This is a genomic window from Sphingobacterium sp. UGAL515B_05, assembly GCF_033097525.1.
GTDB lineage: Bacteria > Bacteroidota > Bacteroidia > Sphingobacteriales > Sphingobacteriaceae > Sphingobacterium.
Window position 1 is genome coordinate 1,887,452 of the sequence record NZ_CP109907.1, and the last position, 26,078, is coordinate 1,913,529.

33 protein-coding genes are annotated in these 26,078 nt (G+C 39.4%); 13 read left to right on the top strand and 20 right to left on the bottom strand.

Translation table 11 applies throughout. The features are described 5' to 3' along the window. Nucleotides 1-2: 2 nt before the first annotated feature. The 4 genes from ftsY to rpmB form a co-directional block, all read right to left on the bottom strand. A complete protein-coding gene (ftsY, locus tag OK025_RS07540) occupies nt 3-965 on the bottom strand; it encodes a signal recognition particle-docking protein FtsY (RefSeq protein ID WP_317668972.1) in 963 nt (320 codons plus the stop codon). Between the two features lie 139 nt (nt 966-1,104). Next, nucleotides 1,105-1,266, bottom strand: coding sequence for a DUF4295 domain-containing protein (locus OK025_RS07545; protein ID WP_075990464.1), 162 nt, complete (start codon nt 1,264-1,266; stop codon nt 1,105-1,107). Between the two features lie 51 nt (nt 1,267-1,317). Beyond that, entirely contained in the window at nt 1,318-1,500 is a 183-nt protein-coding gene (rpmG, locus tag OK025_RS07550; RefSeq protein WP_002998409.1) for a 50S ribosomal protein L33, read from the bottom strand. A gap of 75 nt (nt 1,501-1,575) precedes the next feature. Beyond that, the gene (gene rpmB, locus OK025_RS07555; protein ID WP_046672597.1) at nt 1,576-1,809 is read right to left on the bottom strand and encodes a 50S ribosomal protein L28; all 234 of its coding nucleotides are present in this window, start codon (nt 1,807-1,809) and stop codon (nt 1,576-1,578) included. A 217-nt stretch (nt 1,810-2,026) separates the two neighbouring features. On the opposite strand from rpmB, the gene OK025_RS07560 reads away from it, so the two are divergent. From OK025_RS07560 to OK025_RS07570, 3 genes are all read left to right on the top strand, one after another. Then, a complete protein-coding gene (locus OK025_RS07560) occupies nt 2,027-2,278 on the top strand; it encodes a hypothetical protein (protein ID WP_075990463.1) in 252 nt (83 codons plus the stop codon). Next, nucleotides 2,262-2,984, top strand: a complete 723-nt coding sequence (gene recO / locus OK025_RS07565; protein ID WP_317668973.1) for a DNA repair protein RecO — start codon at nt 2,262-2,264, stop codon at nt 2,982-2,984. The genes OK025_RS07560 and recO overlap by 17 nt, the downstream gene beginning before the upstream one ends. A gap of 237 nt (nt 2,985-3,221) precedes the next feature. Beyond that, complete coding sequence (locus tag OK025_RS07570) at nt 3,222-3,734, top strand: DUF805 domain-containing protein (RefSeq protein WP_317668974.1); 513 nt, start codon at nt 3,222-3,224, stop codon at nt 3,732-3,734. Between the two features lie 543 nt (nt 3,735-4,277). On the opposite strand, the gene OK025_RS07575 is transcribed toward OK025_RS07570, so the two are convergent. Then, a complete protein-coding gene (locus OK025_RS07575) occupies nt 4,278-4,469 on the bottom strand; it encodes a cold-shock protein (protein ID WP_046672593.1) in 192 nt (63 codons plus the stop codon). Nucleotides 4,470-4,631: 162 nt separating this feature from the next. On the opposite strand from OK025_RS07575, the gene OK025_RS07580 reads away from it, so the two are divergent. The 6 genes from OK025_RS07580 to gcvT all read left to right on the top strand — a co-directional run bounded on the left by OK025_RS07580 (nt 4,632) and on the right by gcvT (nt 9,025). Continuing rightward, nucleotides 4,632-5,348 carry an SIMPL domain-containing protein gene (locus OK025_RS07580; protein ID WP_075990460.1) on the top strand — a complete coding sequence of 239 codons (717 nt, stop codon included), beginning with the start codon at nt 4,632-4,634 and terminating at the stop codon, nt 5,346-5,348. A gap of 2 nt (nt 5,349-5,350) precedes the next feature. Further along, on the top strand, nt 5,351-5,842 hold the full coding sequence (locus OK025_RS07585; protein ID WP_075990459.1) for a DUF4112 domain-containing protein: 492 nt from the start codon (nt 5,351-5,353) through the stop codon (nt 5,840-5,842). 145 nt (nt 5,843-5,987) lie between these two features. Beyond that, nucleotides 5,988-6,356, top strand: coding sequence for a DUF4359 domain-containing protein (locus OK025_RS07590; RefSeq protein ID WP_317668975.1), 369 nt, complete (start codon nt 5,988-5,990; stop codon nt 6,354-6,356). A gap of 1 nt (nt 6,357) precedes the next feature. Further along, nucleotides 6,358-7,050 carry a pseudouridine synthase gene (locus OK025_RS07595; protein WP_317668976.1) on the top strand — a complete coding sequence of 231 codons (693 nt, stop codon included), beginning with the start codon at nt 6,358-6,360 and terminating at the stop codon, nt 7,048-7,050. Then, nucleotides 7,044-7,862, top strand: coding sequence for a DUF6929 family protein (locus OK025_RS07600; RefSeq protein ID WP_317668977.1), 819 nt, complete (start codon nt 7,044-7,046; stop codon nt 7,860-7,862). The genes OK025_RS07595 and OK025_RS07600 overlap by 7 nt, the downstream gene beginning before the upstream one ends. 80 nt (nt 7,863-7,942) lie before the next feature. Next, nucleotides 7,943-9,025: a glycine cleavage system aminomethyltransferase GcvT gene (gene gcvT / locus OK025_RS07605; protein ID WP_075990455.1), complete on the top strand. Its 1,083-nt coding sequence runs from the start codon at nt 7,943-7,945 to the stop codon at nt 9,023-9,025. A gap of 33 nt (nt 9,026-9,058) precedes the next feature. Here the strand turns inward: gcvT and OK025_RS07610 are convergent, their stop codons facing one another. Genes OK025_RS07610 through OK025_RS07620 form a run of 3 tightly spaced genes read right to left on the bottom strand, consistent with a single transcriptional unit; the run spans nt 9,059 to nt 9,906 of the window. Further along, nucleotides 9,059-9,289, bottom strand: a complete 231-nt coding sequence (locus OK025_RS07610; RefSeq protein WP_046672586.1) for a DUF6358 family protein — start codon at nt 9,287-9,289, stop codon at nt 9,059-9,061. A gap of 1 nt (nt 9,290) precedes the next feature. Further along, nucleotides 9,291-9,590 carry a hypothetical protein gene (locus tag OK025_RS07615; protein WP_046672585.1) on the bottom strand — a complete coding sequence of 100 codons (300 nt, stop codon included), beginning with the start codon at nt 9,588-9,590 and terminating at the stop codon, nt 9,291-9,293. A 1-nt stretch (nt 9,591) separates the two neighbouring features. After that, nucleotides 9,592-9,906 carry a rhodanese-like domain-containing protein gene (locus OK025_RS07620; RefSeq protein WP_070562591.1) on the bottom strand — a complete coding sequence of 105 codons (315 nt, stop codon included), beginning with the start codon at nt 9,904-9,906 and terminating at the stop codon, nt 9,592-9,594. 257 nt (nt 9,907-10,163) lie between these two features. Between OK025_RS07620 and OK025_RS07625 the strand changes: the two genes are divergently transcribed. Beyond that, complete coding sequence (locus tag OK025_RS07625; protein WP_317668978.1) at nt 10,164-11,468, top strand: M20/M25/M40 family metallo-hydrolase; 1,305 nt, start codon at nt 10,164-10,166, stop codon at nt 11,466-11,468. Here OK025_RS07625 and OK025_RS07630 read toward each other — a convergent pair. From OK025_RS07630 to surE, 8 genes are all read right to left on the bottom strand, one after another. Beyond that, nucleotides 11,465-11,965 carry a GNAT family N-acetyltransferase gene (locus OK025_RS07630; protein ID WP_317668979.1) on the bottom strand — a complete coding sequence of 167 codons (501 nt, stop codon included), beginning with the start codon at nt 11,963-11,965 and terminating at the stop codon, nt 11,465-11,467. The genes OK025_RS07625 and OK025_RS07630 overlap by 4 nt on opposite strands. After that, nucleotides 11,962-12,540, bottom strand: coding sequence for a thiamine diphosphokinase (locus tag OK025_RS07635; protein WP_317668980.1), 579 nt, complete (start codon nt 12,538-12,540; stop codon nt 11,962-11,964). The genes OK025_RS07630 and OK025_RS07635 overlap by 4 nt, the downstream gene beginning before the upstream one ends. A 7-nt stretch (nt 12,541-12,547) precedes the next feature. Beyond that, entirely contained in the window at nt 12,548-13,738 is a 1,191-nt protein-coding gene (locus OK025_RS07640; protein WP_317668981.1) for a M20 family metallopeptidase, read from the bottom strand. A 13-nt stretch (nt 13,739-13,751) separates the two neighbouring features. After that, nucleotides 13,752-14,210: an SPOR domain-containing protein gene (locus OK025_RS07645; protein WP_317668982.1), complete on the bottom strand. Its 459-nt coding sequence runs from the start codon at nt 14,208-14,210 to the stop codon at nt 13,752-13,754. Between the two features lie 20 nt (nt 14,211-14,230). After that, the gene (secA, locus tag OK025_RS07650) at nt 14,231-17,518 is read right to left on the bottom strand and encodes a preprotein translocase subunit SecA (protein WP_317668983.1); all 3,288 of its coding nucleotides are present in this window, start codon (nt 17,516-17,518) and stop codon (nt 14,231-14,233) included. 257 nt (nt 17,519-17,775) lie between these two features. Continuing rightward, nucleotides 17,776-18,645: a menaquinone biosynthesis family protein gene (locus OK025_RS07655; RefSeq protein ID WP_088159757.1), complete on the bottom strand. Its 870-nt coding sequence runs from the start codon at nt 18,643-18,645 to the stop codon at nt 17,776-17,778. A 48-nt stretch (nt 18,646-18,693) separates the two neighbouring features. Further along, the gene (locus tag OK025_RS07660) at nt 18,694-18,954 is read right to left on the bottom strand and encodes a hypothetical protein (RefSeq protein WP_317668984.1); all 261 of its coding nucleotides are present in this window, start codon (nt 18,952-18,954) and stop codon (nt 18,694-18,696) included. Continuing rightward, nucleotides 18,944-19,744 carry a 5'/3'-nucleotidase SurE gene (gene surE, locus OK025_RS07665; protein WP_317668985.1) on the bottom strand — a complete coding sequence of 267 codons (801 nt, stop codon included), beginning with the start codon at nt 19,742-19,744 and terminating at the stop codon, nt 18,944-18,946. Before surE ends, OK025_RS07660 begins: the two co-directional genes overlap by 11 nt. 539 nt (nt 19,745-20,283) lie before the next feature. On the opposite strand from surE, the gene kduI reads away from it, so the two are divergent. Genes kduI through OK025_RS07680 form a run of 3 tightly spaced genes read left to right on the top strand, consistent with a single transcriptional unit; the run spans nt 20,284 to nt 23,022 of the window. Beyond that, on the top strand, nt 20,284-21,129 hold the full coding sequence (gene kduI / locus OK025_RS07670; protein ID WP_120335649.1) for a 5-dehydro-4-deoxy-D-glucuronate isomerase: 846 nt from the start codon (nt 20,284-20,286) through the stop codon (nt 21,127-21,129). 1 nt (nt 21,130) lies between these two features. After that, nucleotides 21,131-22,252 carry a DUF4861 family protein gene (locus OK025_RS07675; protein ID WP_317668987.1) on the top strand — a complete coding sequence of 374 codons (1,122 nt, stop codon included), beginning with the start codon at nt 21,131-21,133 and terminating at the stop codon, nt 22,250-22,252. A gap of 5 nt (nt 22,253-22,257) precedes the next feature. Beyond that, the gene (locus OK025_RS07680) at nt 22,258-23,022 is read left to right on the top strand and encodes an SDR family oxidoreductase (RefSeq protein ID WP_317669762.1); all 765 of its coding nucleotides are present in this window, start codon (nt 22,258-22,260) and stop codon (nt 23,020-23,022) included. Between the two features lie 26 nt (nt 23,023-23,048). On the opposite strand, the gene OK025_RS07685 is transcribed toward OK025_RS07680, so the two are convergent. The 4 genes from OK025_RS07685 to gmk form a co-directional block, all read right to left on the bottom strand. Then, complete coding sequence (locus OK025_RS07685; RefSeq protein WP_317668988.1) at nt 23,049-23,888, bottom strand: formylglycine-generating enzyme family protein; 840 nt, start codon at nt 23,886-23,888, stop codon at nt 23,049-23,051. 60 nt (nt 23,889-23,948) lie between these two features. After that, a complete protein-coding gene (locus OK025_RS07690) occupies nt 23,949-24,704 on the bottom strand; it encodes a hypothetical protein (protein ID WP_317668989.1) in 756 nt (251 codons plus the stop codon). 222 nt (nt 24,705-24,926) lie between these two features. After that, nucleotides 24,927-25,502, bottom strand: a complete 576-nt coding sequence (nadD, locus tag OK025_RS07695) for a nicotinate (nicotinamide) nucleotide adenylyltransferase (protein WP_075990440.1) — start codon at nt 25,500-25,502, stop codon at nt 24,927-24,929. A 4-nt stretch (nt 25,503-25,506) separates the two neighbouring features. Next, nucleotides 25,507-26,076, bottom strand: a complete 570-nt coding sequence (gene gmk, locus OK025_RS07700) for a guanylate kinase (RefSeq protein ID WP_075990439.1) — start codon at nt 26,074-26,076, stop codon at nt 25,507-25,509. Between the last annotated feature and the right edge of the window lie 2 nt (nt 26,077-26,078).

Below are 26,078 nucleotides of genomic sequence, written 5' to 3' on the forward strand. Positions count from 1 at the left end.
CTCTATTTGAAAAGGGAGTCCACAAATTCCTTTTTGTTAAACAACTGAAGATCACCTATTTTCTCTCCTACACCAATGTATTTCACCGGGATCTTAAATTGATCAGATATACCAATAACCACCCCACCCTTAGCTGTTCCATCGAGTTTAGTCAATGCTAAGGCATTTACATCAGTCGCCTGCGTAAACTGCGTACATTGCTCAATGGCGTTTTGCCCTGTCGATGCATCCAAGACCAACAAGATTTCATGTGGCGCACCTGGAACAACCTTCTGCATCACATTTTTGATCTTCGTGAGCTCATTCATTAGGCCAACCTTATTGTGCAAACGGCCTGCGGTATCAATGATACACACGTCTTCACCATTTGCCACTGCCGATTTCACGGTATCATAGGCCACTGAAGCAGGATCCGAGCCCATTGCCTGAGCGACAACACGCACGCCAACACGCTCACCCCACAATTTAAGTTGATCAACAGCCGCGGCCCGAAAGGTATCCGCTGCCCCCAATACAACTTTGCTTCCAGCTTGTTTCAACTGATGAGCCAGTTTGCCAATGGTGGTTGTTTTGCCAACCCCATTAACACCTACAACCATAATAACGTATGGTTTATGATCGCCATAATTGAAATTCTCGAAATCAGCACTATTGTTCTCTGCCAGTAGCGTCTGAATCTCCTCTTTCAGGAGATTGTTTAGCTCAGAAGTAGAAACGTACTTATCGCGGGCAACACGGGCTTGTATGCGATCAATGATTTTTAAGGTAGTTGTAACCCCAACATCAGAAGTAACCAAAACTTCTTCCAGATTATCCATCACATCGTCATCTACTGTTGACTTACCAACGACAGCTTTTGTAATCTTGGAAAGAAAGCCTTCTTTTGTTTTTTCCAAACCTTTATCTAAGGCCTGTTCTTCTTCTTGTGTTTGTGGTTTTTTCTTAAAAAAATCAAATAATCCCATGGAGTGTAGTAGTGAAAATTGATGTTCAAATATAAACAAATGTCCTCAACAAAAAAAGCCCTTTCGGTAGGATACCAAAACGGCTATTTTTATCGAATTCTTTTTAAAGAAAAACTTTAAAAAAGGAAAATGCTACTAGTTATTTTTGAGCTGCTGCAACTACGTCTTTCACTTTATCGTTGTGAACCATACCTTCTTTGAAAGTATACGCGCCAGTTTTTGCAGATTTAGTAGTAACAATAACCTTTGTAAATTCTTTACCGCCACCTTTTTGTAACGATGCAACTGCTTTCTTTGCCATGGTATATTAATATTTTACTTAGCTTCTCTTTCAAGGGCTAAGATGTGTGACTTACTTAATTTCTTTATGAACAGTAACTTTTCTCAATACTGGGTTGAATTTTTTCAATTCCAAACGCTCAGTTGTGTTCTTTTTGTTTTTAGTAGTGATGTAACGAGACATTCCCGGAAGACCACTTTCTTTGTGTTCAGTACATTCTAAGATAACTTGTACTCTATTTCCTTTTTTAGCCATTGTTTTACTTTATTTTGATCCTATTATAGGATTGAAATTCATGAATAATCTTAATGTAACAGGCGCGACAATCAATTAGATTGACCCTTTAACGATAAATTTATTGATCGCTGCTGTAATCCCGTTCTTGTTGATAGTCTTGATAGCAGAAGTAGATACTTTTAACGTAATCCAACGATCTTCTTCTGGAATGTAAAAACGTTTAGTTTGTAAATTTGGATAGAATTTACGTTTAGTTTTAACGTTTGAGTGAGAAACGTTATTTCCTGTTAACGCCGCTTTGCCTGTTAAATCACAAATTCTTGACATGATATTATTTTTTTGTTGTCTTTATTACAATATGTTAATCCTTTGCACTCTCTGCAAAGAGTTTGCAAATATCTATATTTTTTTTGGGATAAGCAACAAGATAATTGGAATTATTTTTAAAAATAGTTCTACACAGGAATGGTAAGGGCAAAAATAAAGGATTTTATTGTATTATATTTGCTCTGTAAAGAAAAATAGTTTTCAACAATTCACATTTATGAACAAATATCTTCGCAAGGGCTTAAGGGAAATAATCATCGGTGTCGTACTTGTCATCTTGGGATATTACCTCATGGAACAGCGCTCCAATTGGTATAAACTAGCGATGCTTGTCGGAGTTATTGTATTTAGTATCGGTTTTCTAACTTTAATCTATCGCATGATTCGCAAGGTAGACCGAAATGCCATTATTGAGATGCGTGAAGAAGCGCATAAAAAAGATAAAGAAGGGAATGCTGAACAAAACTAGAGGTATCGTCTTAAAAACAACCAACTATTCGGAAAGTAGCCTTGTGGTACAGCTCTACACCGAACAGTTTGGCATGCAATCTTATCTCATTACCGGCGCAAGGAAGCCTAAAGCAAAGATCAAGGCCAATATCCTTCAACCTTTACATTTATTAGAGATTGTCGCTACTCATAAAGATAATGGATCATTACAGCGGATTGCCGAAGCTCGTCAGGTCCCTGTCCTGCAAGAAATCCCTTACGATATTGTCAAAAGCTCCCTCGCTCTTTTTCTGAATGAAATACTCTATAAAATTCTGAAGGAACAGGAAAACGACCCCTACCTTTTTGAATTCATCCACCAATCTATCCGTTGGCTGGATGAAACGCATTTAAATCTGGCCAATTTTCATCTTGTGTTTTTAATCAAGCTAACCCGTTTTCTCGGGTTTTATCCGGCTGAATCTAAGCAGGCCCACCCTTATTTTAATCTTCATGAAGCGACCTTCTCCAATAGCCTTCCTGAACATCCACTCGTATTACAAGAACCCCACACATCACTTTTTAGAAATTTAATCGAATCCGAATATTCGAATTGCGACCGCATCAAAATGAGCAGTTCTGATCGACAATTCCTACTGGAAAAAGTGCTCGACTTCTATCGTCTCCACCGCACAAATTTTAAAGAAATAAAATCGCTCTATATACTCGAAGAGATCTTTAGATAAATAATTTCAGCTTTCTGTTTAAAAGCTTCAACTGGAACCTTTGGATAACAGGAAACAAATATCTCCTCTGAAAGGGAAACACCCTAAACAAAAAACACGGCAACCACACATTGACAATCAACCACTTGCCAACATAAACTATCCTCTCAGATAAATTCTTGGTACATTTATTGTAACAAAATTGAAATAACATTTGGTTTACTAACATCATTTTTCACCTAAAAAACTCTTAAAGATATGGAACTTAAAGAAGCCTTTTTAAAAGTTGTCCGAGACAACTACGCAAATTTTGAGGGGCGAGCCCGCCGAAAAGAATATTGGATGTATGTGCTGGCCGAATTTGTATTAATCATAGGCCTCTGTATTGTGGGCGGGATTTTCTACATGATAAGCAGCACACTTGGAAGTTTAATTTTCGGGATCCTCAGCTTACTGAGTTTGGCCCTCATTATTCCTGGTCTAGCGGTCACCGTAAGAAGACTTCATGACACCAATAAATCAGGCTGGTTTATATTAGTTGCCCTGATACCCTTTGTTGGCGCACTGTATCTCCTTTATCTGGAAATTCTTGAAGGTGACAAAGGCCCAAATCAATACGGCCCTGATCCCAAAGCGCTGGAAAACGCAACAAATCATCCTTTTACCCAAAGCCAAGATCCATTCGGTTCTTCTCGGCCACAGGATCCATTCGGAAGTTCACAACCGTCAAATCCTACGCCACCAGCTCCGGATAAAGATCCCTTTGCTTAAGGATAGCCCATATAAAAAGCGCTTTCACAAAATTGTGAAAGCGCTTTTTATTTAAATTCTATTTTTGATCTTTCCCGATCAACTAACGAAAATTCACCGCCCCAAGAATGGTAACGGATTTGATTCTCTAGCATCCAACTAGAATTAATGTCTGTGTTTTTTCTTTTGTTGCCCGGGAGCAAAATCACGAGCAGACTGCTCTCCATAGTATTTCTTAGCCTGACCTGGCGGCATTTTTTTCGGACCTCGGCCATGGCTGTGCCCATGGTGGTGAGTGGAATAACATGCCGACATGGAAACCGCTATGACAATAGAAAGAACCAATAACAAAGTGCGTTTCATCTTAATCTCCATATTTTTAACACTTCATTACAATTATCAGTCCAAAATGTTTAACCGACCATAACAACCACCCCCGCACCTACTCTTTGGAATTGACAATGCTAAAGGATAATATTGATCCTGGATTATGAAATACAGCTGCATAAAAAAGCCCATGCTGTTCGCATAGGCCTTTTCACAATAAATATATCTTCAATCTAATTAGATAACTCTTACATTTACCGCATTAAGACCTTTACGGCCTTGTTCAACTTCGTAAGATACATTGTCATTCTCACGAACTTTGTCTACTAATCCCGAAACGTGAACAAAAATTTCGCTCTCGCCTGAGTTAGGGATGATGAAACCGAAACCTTTGGTCTCATTAAAGAATTTTACTTTACCTTCTTGCATGGCACTATATTATTAATTTCCCTAAAGGTATAGAAATAAAATCAAAAATCTTAACCTTTTTATTTTTTTTATCCGTTAAACTTTTTCATCAACTTTGGCTCCAATCTTGTAGCAAAGCGATAATAGCAATCGTATTATTATAAAAACTTTAAGACAAAAAACATGAAAAAAATACTTTTAGGACTTGCCTTTTTAGGTTTGATGACTCAATTAAACGCACAACAAATGGTTAATAAAGAATTTGTATCCACGGTAGGCCGTGCCGAAGAGGAAGTAACTCCCGATATCATCTACATTGATGTAACACTGAAAGAGTTTTATGAGAATGGCAACACCAAGAAAAAAGCTGCAATAGACAAATTAGAAAAGGATCTGTTTGATTCGGCAACAAAAGCTGGCGTTAAAAAAGAGGATTTTACCATCCAAAATATCTGGAGTTATAACGTCCCGGACAAAAAGAAAAAAGATACCGATATCTTACTGTCAAGACAGTACCGTATCAAGGTAACCAACTTGAATAATTTGGATCAATTACTAGATGGAGTCGACAAAGCGGGTATCCAAAGCACTTATATCAGTGAATATGACTATTCGAAGAAAAAAGAACTGGAAAAAAGTTTAAAAACCAAAGCAGTGTTGGATGCCAAAGCTAATGCACAGATTCTAGCAGAAGCAGCAGGTCAAAAAATTGGCAAAGCCATCGTATTATCTGAAACACCGCAACAAATTATATTTGGCGTTCAACCGATGATGCGTAACGCTATGTATAAAGGCGCCATGGCCGAAGCTGCAGATAGTGCTGCTGGCAATGGGCTTGATTTAAATATCAGACCGATGAAGGTAACGAGTGAGATCAGCGCTTCGTTCGAGTTATTGTAATCATGCACAGAGAAAAAACTCCAGCAGATAAATTAAAACAAATTGACCAAGATTTCGGTTGGATAGACCGAATATCTTGGTTAATGGATAACCAGTTTAAAATTGGAGGCTTTCGGTTTGGCTTAGATCCGCTGTTAAACCTTATTCCCTTGGGAGGAGCAATAGCGGGTTTTGGGACATCGCTAGTCTTAGTCATAGCCATGTGGCGTAATGGCGCCAGTCCCAAGCTCGTCATACGCATGCTCCTCAATATTTCCCTGGATGCAATTCTTGGGAGCATTCCTTTCCTCGGAAACCTGCTCGATTTTTTTAGCAAAGCCAACGAAAAGAATATCAAATTACTCAGACAACATTATTATGAAGGAAAACATACGGGTTCGGGTATCGGAATCGTCATCAGTATCCTGATTGTCTTTTTCCTCCTCATCGCTGTTACATTGTATCTTATCTGGACATTATTCTCCTGGGCTTTTTCGCTGCTGAATGGTATCTAATGCCAACAATTCCTGTCATTCTCCCACTAAGATGGAATCCTGGGTATTTCTGGGGAAACAATGCGCTATATCTAATATCTATTTAATAATTTTGATGTCGATAGTCATCCCGTTATGACATCCAGAACTTAATCTCGAATTTAAAATGAGTAAAAAAAGAATATTTGCACTGATTTTGATCGTCGTCATGCTGGCCGCAATTTTGACTAACCCCAGCAAAGAGGAGCATGAAAAGGTCGTACGTGCGAAAGCTGAACAGCTCCTGAAAAACCAGCTGCATGCCAAAGATCAAGAATTTTTCGGATTGGGGATGCAGCTTTTTGGAAATGACATCGTCGATAAATTTATCCAAAGTTCTGTTATTGTAGACAACTACTATTTGTTTTCTTTAACAAAAATAAAATGGCAGGGCACTGAACAGATCATAGGCGGAGGAGCTTTTAAACACATCTGGCTGAGCCCAAAAATTAATGAAAAAGCAGACGAAATTATTGCTGCATTGAAAAAGATCTAATATGCCTTTAGAAATACTTTACGAAGACGAATCTATCGTTGCTATCAATAAACCGCATGGACTATTGGTACACCGATCTTCTATCGCGCGCGATGCTTCAGAATTTGCGCTACAGCTCCTTCGGGATCAACTAGGAAAAACAGTTTATCCGGCACATCGTCTGGACAGGAAGACTGGAGGCATACTGCTATTTTCGCTAAATAAGGAGACTGACCAATATTTACAAAAAAGTTTTCAGGAGCGCAAGGTCGACAAAAAATACCTCGCTGTACTCAGGGGCTTCGCGCCAGCGGAAGGTCTGATTGATTATCCCTTAAAAAGGGACGATGGTACGGTTCAGGAAGCGCAAACATCTTTTCGTTTACTTGCTCAAGGCGAGCTTGCCGTTCCCTTTGGAAAATTTCCAACATCACGATACAGTCTCGTTGAAGCCAATCCAATTACAGGTCGTATGCATCAGTTACGCCGCCATTTCGCGCATATCTTCCATCCAATTATCGGCGATCGCCCACACGGATGCAACAAACAAAATAAGTTATGGAAAGAAACGTACCAGATGGATACCATGCTTTTGCATGCCTCGGAGCTGACCTTTAAACATCCGTTATCGGGCGAAGAGGTTCATATCAAAGCGCCCCTACAACCCGATTTCATCAGGGCATTGGAAATATTAAACCTCAATGAAGTATGTTAAAATTGATTCTCGAAGCTTTCATAAGCATATCCGGTATCACCGCAGCTTCTGGTATTGTCTATCAGGATAGGCAGATCCATATCGTTTCTGACAATAGCAATTACATCTACAGCTATCATATCGCAGACCAAAAGTTGTCTAAAACGGTACTACGCCAGTCTGATCCGATGGAAAACATTGCTAAAGCAGCTAAATTGGATTTGGAATCGATCACTTTCGATGGAAGCCGCTATTATCTTTATTGTTCTGGTTCTACCCCAAACAGAAACAATCGTTTTATTTGGGACGGCAAAACAGTCCTCGAGGAAGACGTCAGTAAAATCTATTCTTCCTTAATGGAAAAATTCAGTATTTCCAAAGAAGACTTCAATATTGAAGGCGTTGTTCATGTAAAAGATAAGATCTTATTTTTTAACCGCGGAAATGGTCCTAAAGGTGTAAATGCCATTTTGGAGTACCACCCGCTTTCTCCTGGCCAGTCGCGATGTATCCCGATTGAACTACCCAAGCTAAATGGTATCTCGACAGGCTTCTCAGATGCGACCCTCGTTGGAAATGAAATCTATTTTATCGCTACCGCCGAAGATGCAAAATCGACCTATCTGGATGGAGAAATCGGAGGTTCCCTTCTTGGAAAAATACCTTCAGATCTTTCTGGCAAACCCGAGACACTCGAAATTCCTGAAAAGCATAAATTTGAAGGAATCACGTTAAAAGAGAAGACGGCCCAAGGCCTTGTATTCCTGCTGTGTGAGGATACCGATAGCGAAGATGATCATATGACCATCTATTCGCTCCAGGTAAGCAATTAAATCGATTGTTCTAAAATGGATTCACCGTGAGGAATCACGTATATTTTATTAAATTTGTAGCTGATTAAAACTTAATTTTTATGTTAAAAAATACTGCCCTTTCGGAGACGCACATTGCTTTAGGAGCAAAGATGGTTCCCTTTGCAGGCTTCAACATGCCCGTACAATACACAGGCATCAATGATGAGCACGAAACAGTTCGCACAGGTGTAGGAGTTTTTGATGTAAGCCACATGGGTGAATTCATCCTAAAAGGGGAAAAAGCCCTGGATCTACTTCAAAAAATCTCTTCCAATGATGTGTCAAAATTATACGATGGCAAAGTTCAATATGCTTATATCCCCAATGAAACTGGCGGTGTAGTTGATGACTTCCTAACATACCGTATAGACGATAAGACATATTTTTTGGTTGTGAATGCGTCAAATATTGAGAAAGATTGGAACTGGATCTCCAAATACAATACAGATGGTGTGGAGATGAAGAATATCTCTGATCAAACCTCTTTATTTGCGGTACAAGGTCCTAAGGCTGCAGATGCACTTCAATCGCTTACAGATATCGAATTAGCTCCAATGGAATACTATACCTTTGCAAAAGGTACATTTGCGGGAGTAGAAAATGTGTTGGTTTCTGCAACAGGATATACAGGAGCTGGAGGTTTTGAAATCTATGTTGCCAATGAAGATGCCCAAAAAGTATGGGATGCTATTTTTGAAGCAGGTAAAGCTTATGGAATCAAACCAATTGGTTTAGGTGCCCGTGATACTTTACGTCTAGAAATGGGTTTCTGCCTTTACGGAAATGATATCGACGATAATACATCTCCTTTAGAAGGCGGTTTAGGCTGGGTAACGAAGTTTACAAAAGACTTTGTGAATTCTGCAGCGCTTAAAGCGGAAAAAGAAGCTGGTCTAAAGAAAAAGCTTGTTGGTTTCGAAATGATTGACAGAGGCATTCCTCGTCATGATTACGAAATTGTTGATGCTGATGGAAATGTAATTGGACGTGTTACTTCGGGAACGCAATCACCAACATTGAAAAAATCAATCGGTTTGGGTTATGTGGATACAGCCTTTTCAAAAGACGGCACCGAGATCTTTATTCTGATCCGCAATCAAAAAATAAAAGCAAAAGTAACAAAACCACCATTTGTGAAGTAATAAAAAAAGCCTGCTTAAAGCAGGCTTTTTTTATTACTTCTTCTTTTGTTTTGTAGTAGGTTGCTGTTTACCGCTTTCTTTTTGTTGAATAAGCGATCGAACGCGTTTGCTTAAAACAACGCGGAGGTAGATCAAAACCACCAAAAAGGCGATAGATAATCCGGTTACCAACATGTTGCCGGCCTTATACCCTTCAAAACCACTGTAAACTAAAAATACAATAGCCAAACTCAACACTATATTTAGAAAAAAATACTTTAACATATTACTTTTTTATTAATCCCAATACCCGTTGTCTCCATCCTCCAAAGAAATAGAATGCCCCCCCAACAATGTTTAATAAAACGATCGTCAAAGCCATCAGCATCCTTTCTGTGTTAGAAATTGTCCTCGAAAGCATGATTTCCCGTAGAACCAATATTACCCATAGGAGAGACAATAAAATGGAAAGGCTACCTAAAATAGGGAATATACCAAGGTTAAATAATCGCGCTAAAATAGCTACGCTATAAAAAGCAAGACTAAACAAGAAAGCTTGTTTAGTCTGATGCTCCAAATTCTTCATCTTAATAAACGTCTAACTCTGGATCGATTTCCTCTTTCCAAGCTAAAATTCCGCCTTTTAAGTTTGCAAGATTGTCAAAACCTTGTTGCTCCAATAACATAATCGCCTGTGCAGAACGTTTTCCCGAACGACATTGTACGATAACAGGTTTATCTTTCGCAATCTTATCCGCTTCGATCAATATACCTGAAAGTGGAATATTCAATCCATTTAAATTTGATACTTCATACTCAAAGGATTCACGAACGTCTATCAACTGAAAATCTTCGTTGTTATCGATTTTATTCTTTAATTCTTGTACAGATACTTCTTTCATTTTCAAACTATTTAATAGTCAAATATACTACATTTTTTCCGAAAGTGTTCGCTTTCATGGATGCTCAAATCAGTCATTGTTCGTGAGAATAGTATAAAATATACTTCAATTTTTAGTGTATTAACGGCGTTAGAAATGCTAGACGGGTTTTCCCTATCTCCACATCATTTTATCTGGATCATTTTAGGAAGTTTTTTGCATGCACAATTCGCTTGTAGAATTTTCCTTATCTTCACCCAGACTTTACTAAGCTTTATATGAATTCAATACCTAAAATTATACTGTCTATATCTTTACTAGCACTCTCGGCAGTAACTTATGGCCAGCAAGTCATTTCCGCACAGGAACGCCAAGATGTGAGCCGTATACTCAATACCTTAGCCGCCGATGATATGCGCGGTAGGTCTGCGCTGACAAAAGACATCGAACCTGCTGCAGATTTTATCGCTGCTGAAATGAAGAGAATAGGCCTTACCCCCTACGCAGAACAAAATTATAGGCAAACATTCCAATTGGATAAAATCTCTCCGATAAGCAAATCAGCAACCATCAATAAGCAGATTATTGCAGCTGACCATATTATTTCACTTGGAAATCACGTGGATTTACAGTGGGATAATCAAAGTAGCCTTAACATCGTCGAAATAAAATCGGGCGATGATTTTGCGAAGGTATTTAGAGAACATTCACTGGCCAAAGAAAATACACTTGTCTTGGTAGATCCTTCCTTCGAAAGCTATTTTGTACGTTTTGGTCAAATGCTCAACGCTCCAAAATTTATAGAGGAATCCACCAAACAAAAACCATCGATTGTCTACCTTTTGACAGCGGAAAAGCCCAAAACATTTCAAATTCATATTGAACGGAAACTTCAAAATTTCCCCTTGTTTAATGTGGCGGGAATTATTCCCGGCAAAAGTAAACCGAACGAATACGTCATCTTTTCGGGACATTACGATCATATTGGCATCCTTCCCGCAGTAGGCCAAGATTCTATTGCTAATGGCGCTGATGACGATGCCTCCGGTGTGACAGCAATGTTGACCCTGGCAGATTACTACAAAAAACAGAATAAGAATGAAAGGACCCTTATTTTTGTTGCCTTTACCGCTGAAGAGCTTGGCATGTATGGCTCAAAATATTTTTCCAACCATATCAATGCAGATCAGGTAGTCGCGATGATCAATATGGAAATGATCGGAAAAGATTCAAAATTCGGTCCCAATACGGTATATATCACGGGATATGATCAATCCAATCTGGGCGAATTGATGCAGGAGAATCTAAAAAATACAACCTTCAGATTCTACCCAGATCCTTATACCAAACAGAATCTGTTTTACCGTAGTGACAATGCAGTATTAGCGGCCAAGGGAGTTCCGGCACATTCGTTCTCAACCTCTCAAATGGACAAGGATGAATACTACCACACCGTAAAAGATGAGGTATCTACGCTAAACGTTCAGAACATTATTTCCAGTATAGAAGCTATTGCGATAGGTACCTCGGGAATTGTAGAAGGCAGACAAACACCTTCCCGCGTCGAAAAACTAAAAGATTAAGAAACAGCCGAAGCTTTGACGTCCTTTTGCATAACATAGTCGTTTAGCACATAATCATAATAAGGAATATCAATAGTTTCAACCACCTCAAAGCCCTGCTTTAAATAGAAATGGTAAGCAGGGTTATTTCTATTTACATTTAGTTCAAGAATACCTTTACCTTTTAGTCGTGTTTTTTCTGAAGCGAAGTCTATCAGTGCCTTTCCGAAACCTTTTCCTTGAACATTAGGCATTAAGTAGAGCTTTTCAATACGGACGCGATCTTCAAGAGTTCTCAAGGCAATAAATCCCTGTCCTATACCATCTTCTTTCAAAACATAAAAAAATTGGCCATTCACCATGCTTTCTGCAAGTCCTTCAACAGTATAACTTTTTTCTAGCATAAAGTCAATCTGATCCTGTGAAAGTATCTCTCCATAAGTAACTGGCCAAATAATATGCGCCATATTGGAAATGCTTCTGATATCGCTTTGCTCTGCCAATTCTATTGTTATCATGCAATCTTTTCTCCTATTAAAATGTATTTTACATGGGAAAATTCAAGAACAAATAAGCCATCATTTTCCATTTCGTATTCGTTGTCACCGATCTTAATCAGACCCTCGTATGTGTTTTTTTCATCCGTATCAAGCCCATCGATTCGGATTTTTTCGCCCGCAGGCTTCCATTTGGTGAATCCCGTTGTCACAAAACAATGGCGCACCCCCGTCGTGATAAGGACAATATTAATCTGCTCAAGATAGGGCTGGTAATAAGCCACATCAAGCTGATCAGTCAAGATATTCACCGCTTTGTATTGATGTGCTATAAGGTATTCTATAGCCGTCTTTAGAAAATCATTATCATAGGAAATTACCTTTAAATTTTCCTGTGAATCGTTAATGGATTTTTTTGTAAAAACGATATCGAACTTATAACCACGCGCATCCAATAAATCGATGGTTTCCGCCTCAATTACAATAGTTGGGCTCCATTCCAGCAGCTGTCCCAAGTCCTCTTCATCGATAAGGAAAAGATCTTCAATCAGTAATGCGGGTTCCTGATTTTCACGGACAATATGATGAGATGACATATATAATTTAATAACCGAGCCTACGCAAGGTAATGTATGCCATCAACCCCGTACTGATCTCCAACGAGCTTTCATCCACATCAAAGGTAGGCGTATGGACGGCTGAAGAAATTCCTCGTGCCGCATTACCTGTACCCAAACGATAGAAACAAGCATTAATTTCTTGTGAATAATAGGAAAAATCCTCCGCGGCAGGCCATAGATCTAAGTCTACAACATTTTCCTTACCAAGATATTCTTCTGCAAAAGTTCGTGCACTTTTAGTCAATTGAGGCTCGTTTATTAAAAAAGGATATCCTTTACGGACCTCAAATTCACAAGTTGCCCCCATACTTTCAGCAATGCCGACAGCAATTTTCACCATTCTCTCATGCGCCTCAGCACGCCATTCTTCGTCAAATGTGCGAAATGTACCTTCCAGATAAACCTGATCAGGAATAATATTTGTCGCTCCATTGGCTATAATCTTTCCGAAAGATAACACTGTTGGGGTACGAGGATCTGCAAATCGACTAGCGATCTGTTGCAAAGCAGTAATGATCTGTGCTGTAATAACAATTGGATCAATATTTTGATGCGGATGTGCGCCATGCCCGCCTCTGCCTTTGACTGTCATAAACAGTTCATCGCAGGAAGCCATGTATTTTCCCTCACGGAAGCCAACTTTTCCTACCTCAATAAAAGGCATCACATGCTGTCCTATTATAGCCGAAGGCGCTGGATTTTGCAGAGCCCCCTCTTTGATCATTAGGGAAGCTCCTCCTGGCAAGCGCTCCTCACCGGGCTGGAAGATCAATTTGATCGTTCCTCCAAATTCGGCTTTCAGGCTATTCAATATTTTAGCTGTCCCCAAAAGAGAAGAGGTATGTACATCATGGCCACAGGCATGCATCACTCCTGGATTTTTGGAACCATATGAACGGCCCTCCACTTCTTGGATTGGTAAAGCATCCATATCTGCGCGTAACGCAATAACTTCATCTGATGGTAGGTCACCTTTGATTAAAGCGACAATACCCGTATCGGCTTTAGCCTCATAAGGAATTCCCAATTCATCCAATTGCGCTTTTACAAATGCCGAGGTATTGTATTCTTCGAAGGAAAGTTCAGGATTCTGATGAAGATGTCTACGATTGGAAACCGTATCTTCAAAATATTGATGAGCTAAGGCCAGGACTTTTTCTTTCGTACTTGCCATAAGGTTGATTGATTTATTGATATACAAAAACGTTCTCTGAAAAAACAAAGACGTTGCTAAAATATTGACGCAACTCGCGCATGAAGGCATTTGCTTCAGAGCGGCTTCTAAAATCACCTACCTTAACGCGATAATTGGGTTCATCATAGGTGATATAGGTATCAATATCCTTATACATGCTTCGGAAACGTGTCTGCTCCGAAAATGCCTGATTGCGACTTGATCCAGCGAAGATCTGTACGCGGAATCCCCTTACTTTGACCCGCGTTGCCGCTGAGCGGACGACGGGTTTAGAAGGAACTACTGTCGTTTTGCTTTCGACAGGATTGATCCCCATAGCTGCCCTGAAATTTTGAAGCTGTGTAATCAACGAATCTTTGGTTACAATTACTCCACCTTTTTCTTGTGCGTTCACCTGAACTAGCGCAAACAACACAAGTGCATGTATGAAAATCAATCCTCTCTTCAGCATAGTTTAACCTTTCTTATCGATTAGTTATTTGCGCCGTGGCAATTTTTATATTTTTTTCCTGAACCACAAGGACATTCGTCATTGCGTCCCACAGTATTCTCATTACGGACAGGTTCTTTTGCACCCTCATTCACATCCTCTTCACTTACACCTGTAGGCGAAGCCAATTCAGCTTTGCTTTCAACAGTTTTCACTGGCGCCTGCTGTACTTGTCTCGCTTGCATAGAAGTCGGTTCTTGACCTGGAATCTCTCCTTTGAAAATAAAGCTAACGACATCTTTATTCATGGAAGCTAACATCGATTTAAACAAATCAAATGCCTCCATTTTATAAATGATAATCGGATCCTTTTGTTCATAAACAGCATTTTGAACGGATTGTTTCAAATCATCCATTTCACGCAAGTGCTCTTTCCAAGCCTCGTCGATTAATGCTAATACGATTCCTTTTTCAAAAGATTTGAAAACTTCTTTACCGTTGCTTTCGATCGCTTTTTTCAAATTCGCCGACACTTGAATGCCACGGATACCATCCGTAAATGGAATAACGACATTTTCGACAATTTGACCTCTTTCCGCATATACATTATTCAATACAGGAACTGTCAAAGCGCCAACGGCTTCAATTTTATGGTGGTAAGCATTAATTGCATGCTCAAATAGACGATCGGTCAAGCCTTCAATTTTGCCTTGCGCAAATTCTTCCGCAGTAATTTCTGGTGTAATCGCAAAAATACGGATTACTTCGATTTGGAAATCTTCATAGTTACCTTGCTCTTTTGCTTCAACGACAATTTCTTCAGCTACATCAAAAATCATGTTGTTCAAATCCACATCCAAACGTTCTCCAAACAATGCGTTTTTACGCTTCGAATAGATTACAGTACGTTGTGAATTCATGACATCATCGTATTCCAATAGACGTTTACGGATACCAAAGTTATTCTCCTCCACTTTACGTTGTGCACGTTCGATGGATTTAGTCAACATACTATGTTGCATCACTTCACCTTCTTCAACACCCATTTTCACCATGATGTTAGAGATTCGCTCTGAAGCAAATAAACGCATCAAGTTATCTTCCAAAGAAACGAAGAATTGCGAAGAACCTGGGTCTCCCTGACGACCTGCACGACCACGTAACTGACGGTCAACACGACGAGATTCGTGTCTTTCGGTACCGATAATTGCAAGACCGCCAGCATTTTTAACTTCTTCGGTCAATTTAATATCCGTACCACGACCAGCCATGTTCGTTGCGATGGTTACTTGTCCTGGGCGTCCAGCTTCAGCTACGATATCAGCTTCTTTTTGGTGTAACTTCGCATTTAATACATTATGTTTAATCTTACGCAATTGAAGCATACGGCTCAATAACTCCGAAATTTCAACCGATGTCGTACCAACCAATACCGGGCGTCCTTGCTCTGTCAACCGTTGGATTTCTTCAGCTACTGCATTGTACTTTTCACGTGCCGTACGATAAATCAGATCCTGACGGTCATCGCGTTGGATTCCACGGTTCGTCGGAATTTCAACAACATCAAGTTTATAAATTTCCCAAAGCTCACCGGCCTCTGTCGACGCTGTACCTGTCATACCCGAAAGCTTATGGTACATACGGAAGTAATTTTGCAGTGTAATCGTTGCGTAAGTTTGTGTTGCATCTTCTACTTTCACATTCTCTTTCGCTTCGATCGCCTGGTGCAAACCATCGGAGTAACGACGGCCGTCCATGATACGACCTGTTTGCTCATCAACAATTTTCACTTTACCTTCATCAACGATATATTCAACATCATTTTCAAACAAGGTATATGCTTTTAACAGCTGGTTAATCGAGTGAATACGCTCTGCTTTAATTGAATAATCGCGCAGCATGTCTTCTTTCTGAGCTGCCTTTTCTTCCAAAGTCAAAGCAGACTTTTCAATTTCGGCAATCTCAGTACCAACATCTGGTAAAATAAAGAATGAAGGATCTTCACCTGTTGCTGTAATCAACTCGATACCTTTTTCTGTTAATTCTACTTGATTATTCTTTTCATCAATCACAAAATAAAGTTCTGCATCTACTTTAGGCATATTTTTATTTTGCTCTTGCATATAGTAGTTTTCTACTTTTTGTAAGATAGAACGATTAGCACCTTCGCTTAAGAACTTGATTAATGCTTTATTTTTAGGTAAACCTCTATAAGCTCTTAATAATGCTAAACCTCCGCCTTCAACATCAGAATCTCCTGCCGCCAGCGCTTTTTTAGCATCATTCAAGACTGTATTGATGTAAGCTTTCTGTACATGTACCAAACGTTCGATACGCGGTTTTAATTGGTAGAATTCGTGTTGATCGCCACGAGGAATAGGACCTGAGATAATTAATGGTGTACGCGCATCATCAATCAATACAGAGTCAACCTCATCGACCATGGCAAAGTGTAATTTTCCTTGCACCAATGCGTCTGGCGTCTGAACCATATTATCACGTAGATAATCGAAGCCAAACTCATTATTCGTACCATATACGATATCCGATTGATAAGCTTTACGACGTTGCGGGGAATTTGGTTGATGTTTATCGATACAGTCAACAGATAGTCCGTGGAACTCAAATAACGGTGCATTCCACTCCGAGTCACGACGAGCAAGGTAATCATTCACCGTTACGATGTGTACTCCTTGGCCAGAAAGCGCATTTAGATATGTCGGTAATGTTCCTACCAACGTTTTACCCTCACCTGTAGCCATCTCGGCAATTTTACCGCTGTGCAATACAATACCACCGATTAACTGGACATCATAGTGTACCATGTTCCAAGTGACCTCCGTACCTGCAGCCATCCATTTGTTTTTCCAAATCGCCTTATCACCATTGATGATAACGTTTGATTTGTAAACAGCCAATTCTCTGTCAAAATCGTTGGCAGTAACTTCTAATTCTTCGTTTTCTGTCAAACGTCTTGAAGTTTCTTTTACCACAGCAAATGCCTCCGGTAAAATATCCTTCAATACCTCTTCCAACTTCTTGTCACGGTCTTTGGACAATTTGTCCACTTGCTCGTAAATAGAAGTTTTCTTTGCCATATCGTCCTCGTCTTGATCCGCTTCTTTTTTAAGCGTATCAATTTCTTGGTCAATATCTGCTAGGTAATTTTTAATTCTTTCTTTGAAATCAACGGTCTTGGCACGTAACTCGTCATTGGTTAGATTTGAAAGCTTCTCATATTCAGCTTTGATTTGGTCTACCACAGGCTGAATTCCCTTGATATCTCTCTCGGATTTACTTCCAAATAATTTACTTAAAAACTTTAACATAATTTTTTTTCTATCTCAACTTAAGATTTTGTACAATAATGACTCCAAAGTAAAATTGCAGACAATTTGACACTAATCGGGCAAATTTAGTTATTAGATATGATATCTAACAGCTTACATCCATTTTTTTTACGTTATTTTTATTGAAAATGTCAGTTCCTTTCAGCCAGCAAGAATCCGATATATATTTATCCCCTATTAGGCTACCTTTACGTGAAGTTTTTCTGGATAATATATGCCTCTAAACCGTCAGCTGATTATGATAAAAACAACTTTTGGTCTGATTGCGGAATGAATCCCAGTTCCTGAGCCTTTTCAAACATCTTCGTAATCGCATCACGTCCTTCAAGCCCCAACTCTACTGAATATTTATTGACGTAAAGTTCAATATGTTTGTACATCACCTCTTCACTCATTTCCTGTGCATGCGCACGAATAAATTCAAGTCCAGATTTCGGATTGGCAAATGCGAATTCTACACTTTCCTTTAAAATTGTATTCAATGTATCCTTCACCTCTTGTGGCAAACTACGTTTTACGACAATTCCGCCAAGAGGAATCGGAAATTTTGTCGTCTTCTCCCAGTACTCCCCCAGATCGACGACTTTATGCAGTCCTTTTTCGGCGTAGGTGAATCTATTTTCATGAATAATCAATCCCAAATCAATGGATCCATCAAGTAAGGCTCCCTCAATATCCGAAAAAACAAGCTCTACTTTATTTTTTAATTCGGGGAATGCCAAGCTTAATAAAAAGTTAGCAGTTGTATATTTTCCTGGATAACCCACTTTCAGTTGATCGAATCCCTCCAGGCTTTCAGCTCTTTCTAATTTTTGCTGAAGTAATTTCGCTAATTTCGGATCCTTCGTAATCAGCATAGGCCCTACACCAAATCCTAAAGCACTACCTGCATCGAGCAGTTCATAATCTTCAACCGCGTAGGCAAAGGCATGATAGCTCAGTTTGGTGATGTCAAGATCGCCTTGAAAAGCTTTCAGGTTCAAGGTCTCCACATCTTGATATTCCACCTCAAAATCCAGTCCTTTGGTATCTATCTTATGATGAATCAATGCATCAAAAATAAATGTATCGTTTGGACATGGAGAAAATCCTAATGTTAATTTCATGTTGTACAAAATTTTTCCCATCCGTCAGATGGGATTTATGAATTTTAATCAAACCGTAATTCTATGCGTGATCAGGTAAAGTATCATTGCCAAAAAAGTACTGGCAATAATTCCTTTTCCGAGATGATCATTCCCCGATCGATACGCAAAACGCAAAAGCACTAAATTAACCAATACGGCTATGGTATAGATAGCCATGGGTTTCTCGGGTAAAAAATGAAGTTCAAGATCCGTAAAACGTACTAAAATATGAGCCAATACTGGAGATACAGTACCGATACCCAATCCTATCCAGAGCTTATTTTTCACGGTTATCGTCTCCCCTTGTATTTCCCAGATGATCAAAGCTCCATGAATTCAATTCTGGGATAGCGTGATGTGCCGTCATATCGAACTGTGTCGGAACGACAGATACATAACCATTGGCCAATGCAAAACTATCGGTATCTTCGCCCCTGTCCTGCAAGACAAATTTACCCGTTGTCCAATAATAATCGCGATTGTGTGGATCAATACGTTCATCAAATTCTTCTACCCAATGCCCGCCAGCCTGTCTACAAATTTTAATACCTTTAAAACCTGCTGTTTGCGGAAAATTAACATTCAGCAATGTGTTTTTAGGAAGACCATTCGCCAGCACCTGCTCGGCAATAGAAATCACGTAAGGTCTGCAATAGCTAAAATCCGCATCATGGGAAAAGTTATCGAGCGAAAAACCAACAGAAGGAATCCCTTCAATAGCCCCTTCTACCGCAGCAGACATCGTACCGGAATACAACACATTGATTGAATTGTTGAGCCCATGATTGATCCCCGAGACGCATATATCTGGCTTTTGTCCTTTAAAAACTTTATTCACCGCAAGTTTCACACAATCTACCGGTGTTCCTGAACACTGATACATTTCAACCCCTTCATATAAATTGATTTTATCCAAACGTAGCGGTCTACCAAGTGTAATGGCATGCCCCATTCCAGATTGCGCCGAATCAGGAGCAACGACAACTACATTTCCTATTTTCTGCATCTCCTCCAATAGCACCTTAATCCCCGGCGCTGTGATACCATCGTCATTAACAACTAAAATATTGGGCTTCATATGTAAATAATTTCTTTTTTAAAGGTCTTCAGGAATCCTCAGTGCTCTCCATCTGTGTGTATGCTTTTAGAATATGAGGATTTCTTCTTTACCATATACGAAGTTAGTAAATCTGAAACCGAGATGTAAATAATATTGACACAACAGGCAATTATTATCTGTAAAGGTCGCTCATTAGGACATGACAACGGCTTAAGCGACTGTGAAAACAGGGGTTCACACGAACAAAGGAAGCTGCAAATGATCGATGAGTTTAGATGCAGCAAACGGAAATAAGATGGTAACCAAGTTATATGATTTAACAGTGCTTGTTCAGTGCTTGTTCAGTGCTCGTTCAGTGCTTGCTCAGTAACGACTGAATAAATACCGATTATTCACTGTCTAAACATTGGTTAAATATTGTTATTAGGTATATTTTGGTAGGGGTATGATTTACCACCGATCACTACGACATCGTTTGCGTAAGATTGTGTCGTTATTGACAAATATTAGCCCTAAATTTAGCATTCAAACAGACAAACAAAGATAATAATTCAGTTATGAGCATTAATTTTGAATCCCGTTATGCAATAGGGCCAAAGGAATACAAAACTTTAGATACACAAGGGTTAAGGGAGAATTTTCTAATTGAAACAGTTTTTGAAGCAGACAAAATTAATTTTGTCTATACCCACTATGATCGCTATATGGCTGGTGGAGCAATGCCTGTAAGCTCAAAAATCAAATTAGATACCATTCCCGCATTATTAAAAGAACCTTACTTCCTTTCGAGAAGAGAGTTGGGTATTATCAATGTCGGTGGGAACGGTCAAGTTGAAGTTGACGGCATTACTTATGATCTCAATACCAAAGAAGCCCTTTATATCGGCCAGGGTGCTCAAGAGGTTTATTTTTCAAGCAAGGACGCCGCACAGCCCGCAAAATTCTATTTAAACTCCACTCCTGCACATTGCAGCTACCCAACTAAAAAGGTAACGAAAGAAGATGCAAATAAAATAGAATTGGGTTCATTGGAAACAGCTAACCACCGTACGATCAACCAGATGTTATTGAACAAAGTGGTACAAACCTGCCAATTACAGATGGGAATGACCGAGTTAAAACCGGGTTCTGTATGGAATACAATGCCATCCCATACCCACGATCGTCGTATGGAAGTCTATTTTTATTTTGAATTACCAGAGGGACAGGCGGTATCACATTTTATGGGACCCATCGATGAGACCCGCCATATCTGGATGCACAACGATCAGGCTGTAATTTCTCCACCATGGTCAATTCACTCCGGAGCTGGAACTTCCAATTATACCTTTATATGGGGGATGGCGGGTGAAAATTTAGATTATGACGATATGGACAAATGTGCCATCACAGAATTGAAGTAATATGAAAAAAACACTCGTATTAAGTTTAGCGCTAGGACTTTCAACACTTGCTTTTGCGCAGAACAACAAAACCATTACTGTAAACAACTCTTCCGCTAGCGCAAGAACAGAGTTGATCAGTATCCCTTATGCAACATTCGAGAAACACTTCGAGTTAAAAAACAGTGTATTTACGATTGTGGATAAGGATAAAAAGGAACTCGCCTATCAGCTTGAGAAACTTGGAAAACCAACGGCACAAAATATTTTAATCCAAATAACCGTTGCTCCTAAAAGTTCAACAACCTTTGGTGTTAATGGGAATAAACCTACAGCTATTGCTTCCAAGACCTATGCAAGATACGTCCCCGAACGCAAAGATGACTTTGCATGGGAAAACGATATTGCGGCTTTTAGAGCCTATGGAAAGGCTTTAGAAGGCAGCTCAGAAGATGCACAGGGCTTTGACTTCTGGGCAAAACGTAGCAATGACCTTGTTGTTGACGAATGGTATAAAACTGGGGATTATCATGCCGATCATGGCAAAGGCTTAGATTATTATTCCGTTGGACAAACCTTGGGCGTTGGCGATGCAACTCCGTTTATTGACGAACAGGTTGTTTACCATAAGCATTATCGCCAATACGAGGTATTGGACAATGGTCCGCTACGCTCCACATTCAAACTTATCTATGAACCGGAGAATGTAAAGGGTCAGCAGCTACAGGTTGAAAAGACCGTTTCCTTAGATGCTGGGAGTCAATTGAACAAAATAAGCTATTCTATCAAAAACGCAACCTCTGCCTCTACGCCAATTGTTGTGGGGATAGCTAAAAGAAAAGAGGAAAAACCTCAAATTCTAAATGATGTAAAGAATGGCATTTTAGCGTATTGGGAACCTGCAGAAGGAGATAAAATTACAGGAACTGCGGTTATTCTACCAAAAGTAAAATATGTATTCAAAGATAGTCCAAAACAATTTTTACTGGCAACCACCGTCAAAAATGATAAACCACTGGTTTATTTTGCGGGGGCTGCGTTCAATAAAGCGGGTAAAATAGGTAGTTTTGAGCAATGGCAATCTTATGTAAAAACATTTAAAAATAATTTAGATCAACCATTAACAATAAAATATTCAAAATAATGTCCATACTGCAATCTTTTGACTTAAGTGGGAAAGTAGCCTTGGTAACAGGCTGCAAAAGAGGAATTGGCAAGGCAATTGCCGAAGCATTGGCTGAAGCCGGAGCAGATATTATCGGCGTTTCAGCGTCATTGGAAACTGAAGGCTCTGCAGTAGAAAAATCCGTAAAAGCATTAGGCAAAAATTTCTATGCCTATCAGTGTGATTTCTCTAAACGGACAGAACTTTACAAATTTATCGAAAAAGTAAAATCAGCGCATCCGACGATTGACATTCTGTTTAACAATGCCGGAAATATCCTTCGTAAACCTGCTGCCGAGCATCCAGATGAATATTGGGATGAAATTATCGAGATCAATCAAAATGCGCAATTTATATTAACACGTGAAATTGGAAAGGACATGATTTCACGTGGAACTGGAAAGATCGTATTTACAGCATCTTTGTTAACTTTCCAAGGTGGTATCAATGTTCCGGGATATGCCGCTTCAAAAGGTGCTGTAGGATCTATGGTAAAGGCTTTTGCGAATGAGTGGGCTTCCAAAGGTGTCAACGTAAACGGATTTGCTCCAGGATATATCGCCACGGATAATACCGAAGCACTTAGGGACGACCCTGAACGCTCTAAGTCCATTTTGGACCGTATACCTGCAGGTCGCTGGGGAACTCCAGAAGATTTTAAGGGGCCAGCCGTATTCCTCGCTTCAAAAGCTTCTGACTATGTACATGGAACCATCCTTACCGTGGATGGTGGTTGGATGGGAAGATAATAATCAACCTTTACGATAAGTTTGTTTTAAGAGTCTTTATCCGAAGGGGTAAAGACTTTTTTTACAATTCTAAACCCCAAATTACTAAAAGATGCATTGGGACTAACTGCACCTATATATATCGTATTAAAAGCAGCACAGCTATTTTTACTACACCACCAGGAGCCTCCTCGGGCATGGGCAATAGAGCGATCACCATCTCTTTCAAGCTTTCCGGTGCAAAATTCAAAGACATTTCCAAAGATGTCATAAAGCCCCCATGGATTGGGTTTGAATTTTCCAACAGGAGAAGTATACAGATAGCCATCAGAATAATCCGCTTTCAAATGATCTTTTCCATGCCATACATTTGCATATTCACCCATATTCTCTTTACTGAAACCTGCAAAATAATAGCCTTCGCTACCCGCTCTGGCCGCCACCTCCCATTCGTCAAAAGAGGGTAATCTACAGTTTGCCCAGGTACAATATGCCAGCGCATCCTTATAGGAGATACAGGTAACAGGATGATCCATCTTAGCCTCAATGCCGCCACGACTTACCCCATTCGGAAAGCGCCAATAGGCTGTACTATCCTGTAGCCAACGAAACTCTGCCAAGCCAGGCTCAAAGACCATGGCATTGTGATAGCGTTCTGCTAATGTTTTATAGCCTGTTGCTTGAACGAATTTCTCAAATTCAGCATTCGTTAGCTCAAACTTAGCGATCCAAAACGATTCAACTTTTACAACTCTTTTGGGATTGTCTAGACTACCTGTATCACCCAAAGGATAGTCTCCGGCCGGAATCTGGATATAGTTTCCAGCTTGGGCTTCACATTGAAGATGTAAAACAATCAATCCTATTAAATAGAGTAACTTCCTCATTCTCCTTGCCGTTTGTTATAATACAAATTTGAAGTTTCGAATACTAAAAATCCAACTGCGCTACTTGCTTTTTTTCTCTTCGTAATATTTTAGCGCCCGACTAAAGATCAGCGCCTCATTTTCTTTATTGTAATTTAGATAGGAGTAATAATTGCTATTTTCTCCATATAACTTTTTAAAAGACGTAGACTTTATAAATTCACTATATTCACCACGTTTCATCAGCAACATCAATAAGGTCAGGGCATCTTTGTCTTTCGGTGTCTTCTTGGCATAATCAATAATAAAAGGAATCATTTGCCAGCCGTTGAGCTCCACTAGGGCATGCTTATAATTTACCCCCATCCGTTTGCTTCGGATAACAGATTCCTGGATAAGTTTGATTACTGAATCCCTATTCTCCTGCAAAAAATCGGTCTGTCTTTGCGACCAGGACGACTCATTAAAACCGTCCAATAAGGTGCCAAAGATTTTTTTGTCGATCTGCGTTTGGTATTCAGGTATAGCGCAATTCTGTGCATATAATTCTGCGTGAATCATGGTATAGGTAAACTTTTCGCGCAGGGACAGCTTTTTGAAATCAGTAGCCGAAATTGCATTTGTTCCAGCATCGGTCGTTTCTTTATCTTCTTCGGGGATTATTTTTGCGATTAACGCCTTTACTTTGTCCAAACCATAGGGCGGGATGGTCATTTTGTTCCGCATTTCGATAGCAGCAGGATCCATAAAAAGACTCTCGTCATCCTCCGAATTCGTTTGTGCAAAAACACCTGCCCAACACAGGAAAGAAATAAAAAATAAAAGTCCCCTTTTCATATCGTATGATTTAATATCTTTTAAAAATAAAGAAATTACTGCTACAAAAATTATTCCTCTTTATTATATAGAACTCCCTTTCGCCCCGATCTGCCTTTTCCTAATTGCAATGATTTCTACATACAATAATTCCTTTTTGTAATGAATACCCTCTGCTCCTAACAAAAATCCCCAGATTTAATAAAACCCAGGGATACTATATTTCTTTTACTTTTGTCGATATCAAGAATATAAACCTTTCTTATCGATAAACTCTATCACCTTTTGCGGTACAAAAAATTGAATATTTTTATTTTCCTTGATTGCCTTTCGCAAAAAGGTAGAAGACAATTCCATCAGTGGTGTAGCTGTAATGGTGATTGAAGGATGATCCTTAAGCTTTCCACCATCATATCCAGGACGTGGGTAGACATAAATCTGGTAGTCACGTAAGATAATATCCGCATTTTTCCATTTTTCCAAAGATTCCAAACTATCTTCTCCCATGAGGAGCACAAATTCACGATTGGGATATTTTGCTTTTAAATGAGTGAGTGTATCTATCGTATATGACGGTATTGGTAAATGGAATTCAATATCTGTTACCCGCAGGTGTTCAGCACCTTCCAAAGCCAGATTTAACATCTCCAGACGATCATAGGGATCTGCCAATGTAGATTTCTTCTTAAATGGATTTTGAGGAGAGACCACAAACCAAACTTCATCCAATTCAGTGAAACTGGCCATATAATTAGCGATGATCAGGTGCCCTATGTGCACCGGATTAAAAGAACCAAAATACAAACCAATTTTTCGCATGGACTTATTTATTGATAAATCCCATAACAATTTCTTCAGCTTCGGCACATGCAGTAGCTAAATCAAAGTTATTCAATATGACATCAAATTTATTGGCATAGGTAAGTTCCAGTTCAGCTTTGGCAAAACGTTCTTTCAATTTTTCTTCTGAATCCGTTCCACGCCCTGTCAAACGCTCCTTAAGCACCTCCAATGATGGTGGCTGTACGAAAATAGAAATTGCCTGTTCTGGGAATTTTGATTTCAAACGTAGTCCACCAACCACATCGATATCAAAAATAACATGTTTACCTTCTTTCCAAATACGTTCAATTTCTGAACGCAACGTACCGTAAAATGTTCCTGAATATACTTCTTCAAACTCGATGAACTCCTGTTTAGCGACCTTATGTAGAAACTCCTCCTTTGACATAAAATAATAATCTTTTCCGTCTACTTCCTGTCCTCTAGGGTCACGTGTACTCGCCGAAATGGAAAACTCTATTTTATCGCCATGTTTGCTTAAAAGATCTCTTACTATGGTTGTTTTACCCGCTCCTGATGGGGCCGAGAATATAATTAATTTACCGCTCATCC

What these genes read in the sequence shown, in the direction of transcription:
- OK025_RS07690 (WP_317668989.1), bottom strand. Translation starts at nt 24,704, where the DNA reads ATGAAAAGGGGACTTTTATTTTTTATTTCTTTCCTGTGTTGGGCAGGT.
- OK025_RS07635 (WP_317668980.1), bottom strand. Translation starts at nt 12,540, where the DNA reads ATGTCATCTCATCATATTGTCCGTGAAAATCAGGAACCCGCATTACTG.
- OK025_RS07625 (WP_317668978.1), top strand. Translation starts at nt 10,164, where the DNA reads ATGAATTCAATACCTAAAATTATACTGTCTATATCTTTACTAGCACTC.
- OK025_RS07655 (WP_088159757.1), bottom strand. Translation starts at nt 18,645, where the DNA reads ATGAAATTAACATTAGGATTTTCTCCATGTCCAAACGATACATTTATT.
- OK025_RS07645 (WP_317668982.1), bottom strand. Translation starts at nt 14,210, where the DNA reads ATGCTGAAGAGAGGATTGATTTTCATACATGCACTTGTGTTGTTTGCG.
- OK025_RS07545 (WP_075990464.1), bottom strand. Translation starts at nt 1,266, where the DNA reads ATGGCAAAGAAAGCAGTTGCATCGTTACAAAAAGGTGGCGGTAAAGAA.
- rpmG (WP_002998409.1), bottom strand. Translation starts at nt 1,500, where the DNA reads ATGGCTAAAAAAGGAAATAGAGTACAAGTTATCTTAGAATGTACTGAA.
- OK025_RS07600 (WP_317668977.1), top strand. Translation starts at nt 7,044, where the DNA reads ATGTTAAAATTGATTCTCGAAGCTTTCATAAGCATATCCGGTATCACC.
- OK025_RS07620 (WP_070562591.1), bottom strand. Translation starts at nt 9,906, where the DNA reads ATGAAAGAAGTATCTGTACAAGAATTAAAGAATAAAATCGATAACAAC.
- OK025_RS07575 (WP_046672593.1), bottom strand. Translation starts at nt 4,469, where the DNA reads ATGCAAGAAGGTAAAGTAAAATTCTTTAATGAGACCAAAGGTTTCGGT.
- OK025_RS07615 (WP_046672585.1), bottom strand. Translation starts at nt 9,590, where the DNA reads ATGAAGAATTTGGAGCATCAGACTAAACAAGCTTTCTTGTTTAGTCTT.
- nadD (WP_075990440.1), bottom strand. Translation starts at nt 25,502, where the DNA reads ATGCGAAAAATTGGTTTGTATTTTGGTTCTTTTAATCCGGTGCACATA.
- gcvT (WP_075990455.1), top strand. Translation starts at nt 7,943, where the DNA reads ATGTTAAAAAATACTGCCCTTTCGGAGACGCACATTGCTTTAGGAGCA.
- secA (WP_317668983.1), bottom strand. Translation starts at nt 17,518, where the DNA reads ATGTTAAAGTTTTTAAGTAAATTATTTGGAAGTAAATCCGAGAGAGAT.
- ftsY (WP_317668972.1), bottom strand. Translation starts at nt 965, where the DNA reads ATGGGATTATTTGATTTTTTTAAGAAAAAACCACAAACACAAGAAGAA.
- OK025_RS07590 (WP_317668975.1), top strand. Translation starts at nt 5,988, where the DNA reads ATGAGTAAAAAAAGAATATTTGCACTGATTTTGATCGTCGTCATGCTG.
- OK025_RS07630 (WP_317668979.1), bottom strand. Translation starts at nt 11,965, where the DNA reads ATGATAACAATAGAATTGGCAGAGCAAAGCGATATCAGAAGCATTTCC.
- OK025_RS07640 (WP_317668981.1), bottom strand. Translation starts at nt 13,738, where the DNA reads ATGGCAAGTACGAAAGAAAAAGTCCTGGCCTTAGCTCATCAATATTTT.
- OK025_RS07595 (WP_317668976.1), top strand. Translation starts at nt 6,358, where the DNA reads ATGCCTTTAGAAATACTTTACGAAGACGAATCTATCGTTGCTATCAAT.
- OK025_RS07685 (WP_317668988.1), bottom strand. Translation starts at nt 23,888, where the DNA reads ATGAGGAAGTTACTCTATTTAATAGGATTGATTGTTTTACATCTTCAA.
- OK025_RS07585 (WP_075990459.1), top strand. Translation starts at nt 5,351, where the DNA reads ATGCACAGAGAAAAAACTCCAGCAGATAAATTAAAACAAATTGACCAA.
- surE (WP_317668985.1), bottom strand. Translation starts at nt 19,744, where the DNA reads ATGAAGCCCAATATTTTAGTTGTTAATGACGATGGTATCACAGCGCCG.
- gmk (WP_075990439.1), bottom strand. Translation starts at nt 26,076, where the DNA reads ATGAGCGGTAAATTAATTATATTCTCGGCCCCATCAGGAGCGGGTAAA.
- OK025_RS07560 (WP_075990463.1), top strand. Translation starts at nt 2,027, where the DNA reads ATGAACAAATATCTTCGCAAGGGCTTAAGGGAAATAATCATCGGTGTC.
- recO (WP_317668973.1), top strand. Translation starts at nt 2,262, where the DNA reads ATGCTGAACAAAACTAGAGGTATCGTCTTAAAAACAACCAACTATTCG.
- OK025_RS07580 (WP_075990460.1), top strand. Translation starts at nt 4,632, where the DNA reads ATGAAAAAAATACTTTTAGGACTTGCCTTTTTAGGTTTGATGACTCAA.
- OK025_RS07610 (WP_046672586.1), bottom strand. Translation starts at nt 9,289, where the DNA reads ATGTTAAAGTATTTTTTTCTAAATATAGTGTTGAGTTTGGCTATTGTA.
- OK025_RS07570 (WP_317668974.1), top strand. Translation starts at nt 3,222, where the DNA reads ATGGAACTTAAAGAAGCCTTTTTAAAAGTTGTCCGAGACAACTACGCA.
- OK025_RS07675 (WP_317668987.1), top strand. Translation starts at nt 21,131, where the DNA reads ATGAAAAAAACACTCGTATTAAGTTTAGCGCTAGGACTTTCAACACTT.
- rpmB (WP_046672597.1), bottom strand. Translation starts at nt 1,809, where the DNA reads ATGTCAAGAATTTGTGATTTAACAGGCAAAGCGGCGTTAACAGGAAAT.
- kduI (WP_120335649.1), top strand. Translation starts at nt 20,284, where the DNA reads ATGAGCATTAATTTTGAATCCCGTTATGCAATAGGGCCAAAGGAATAC.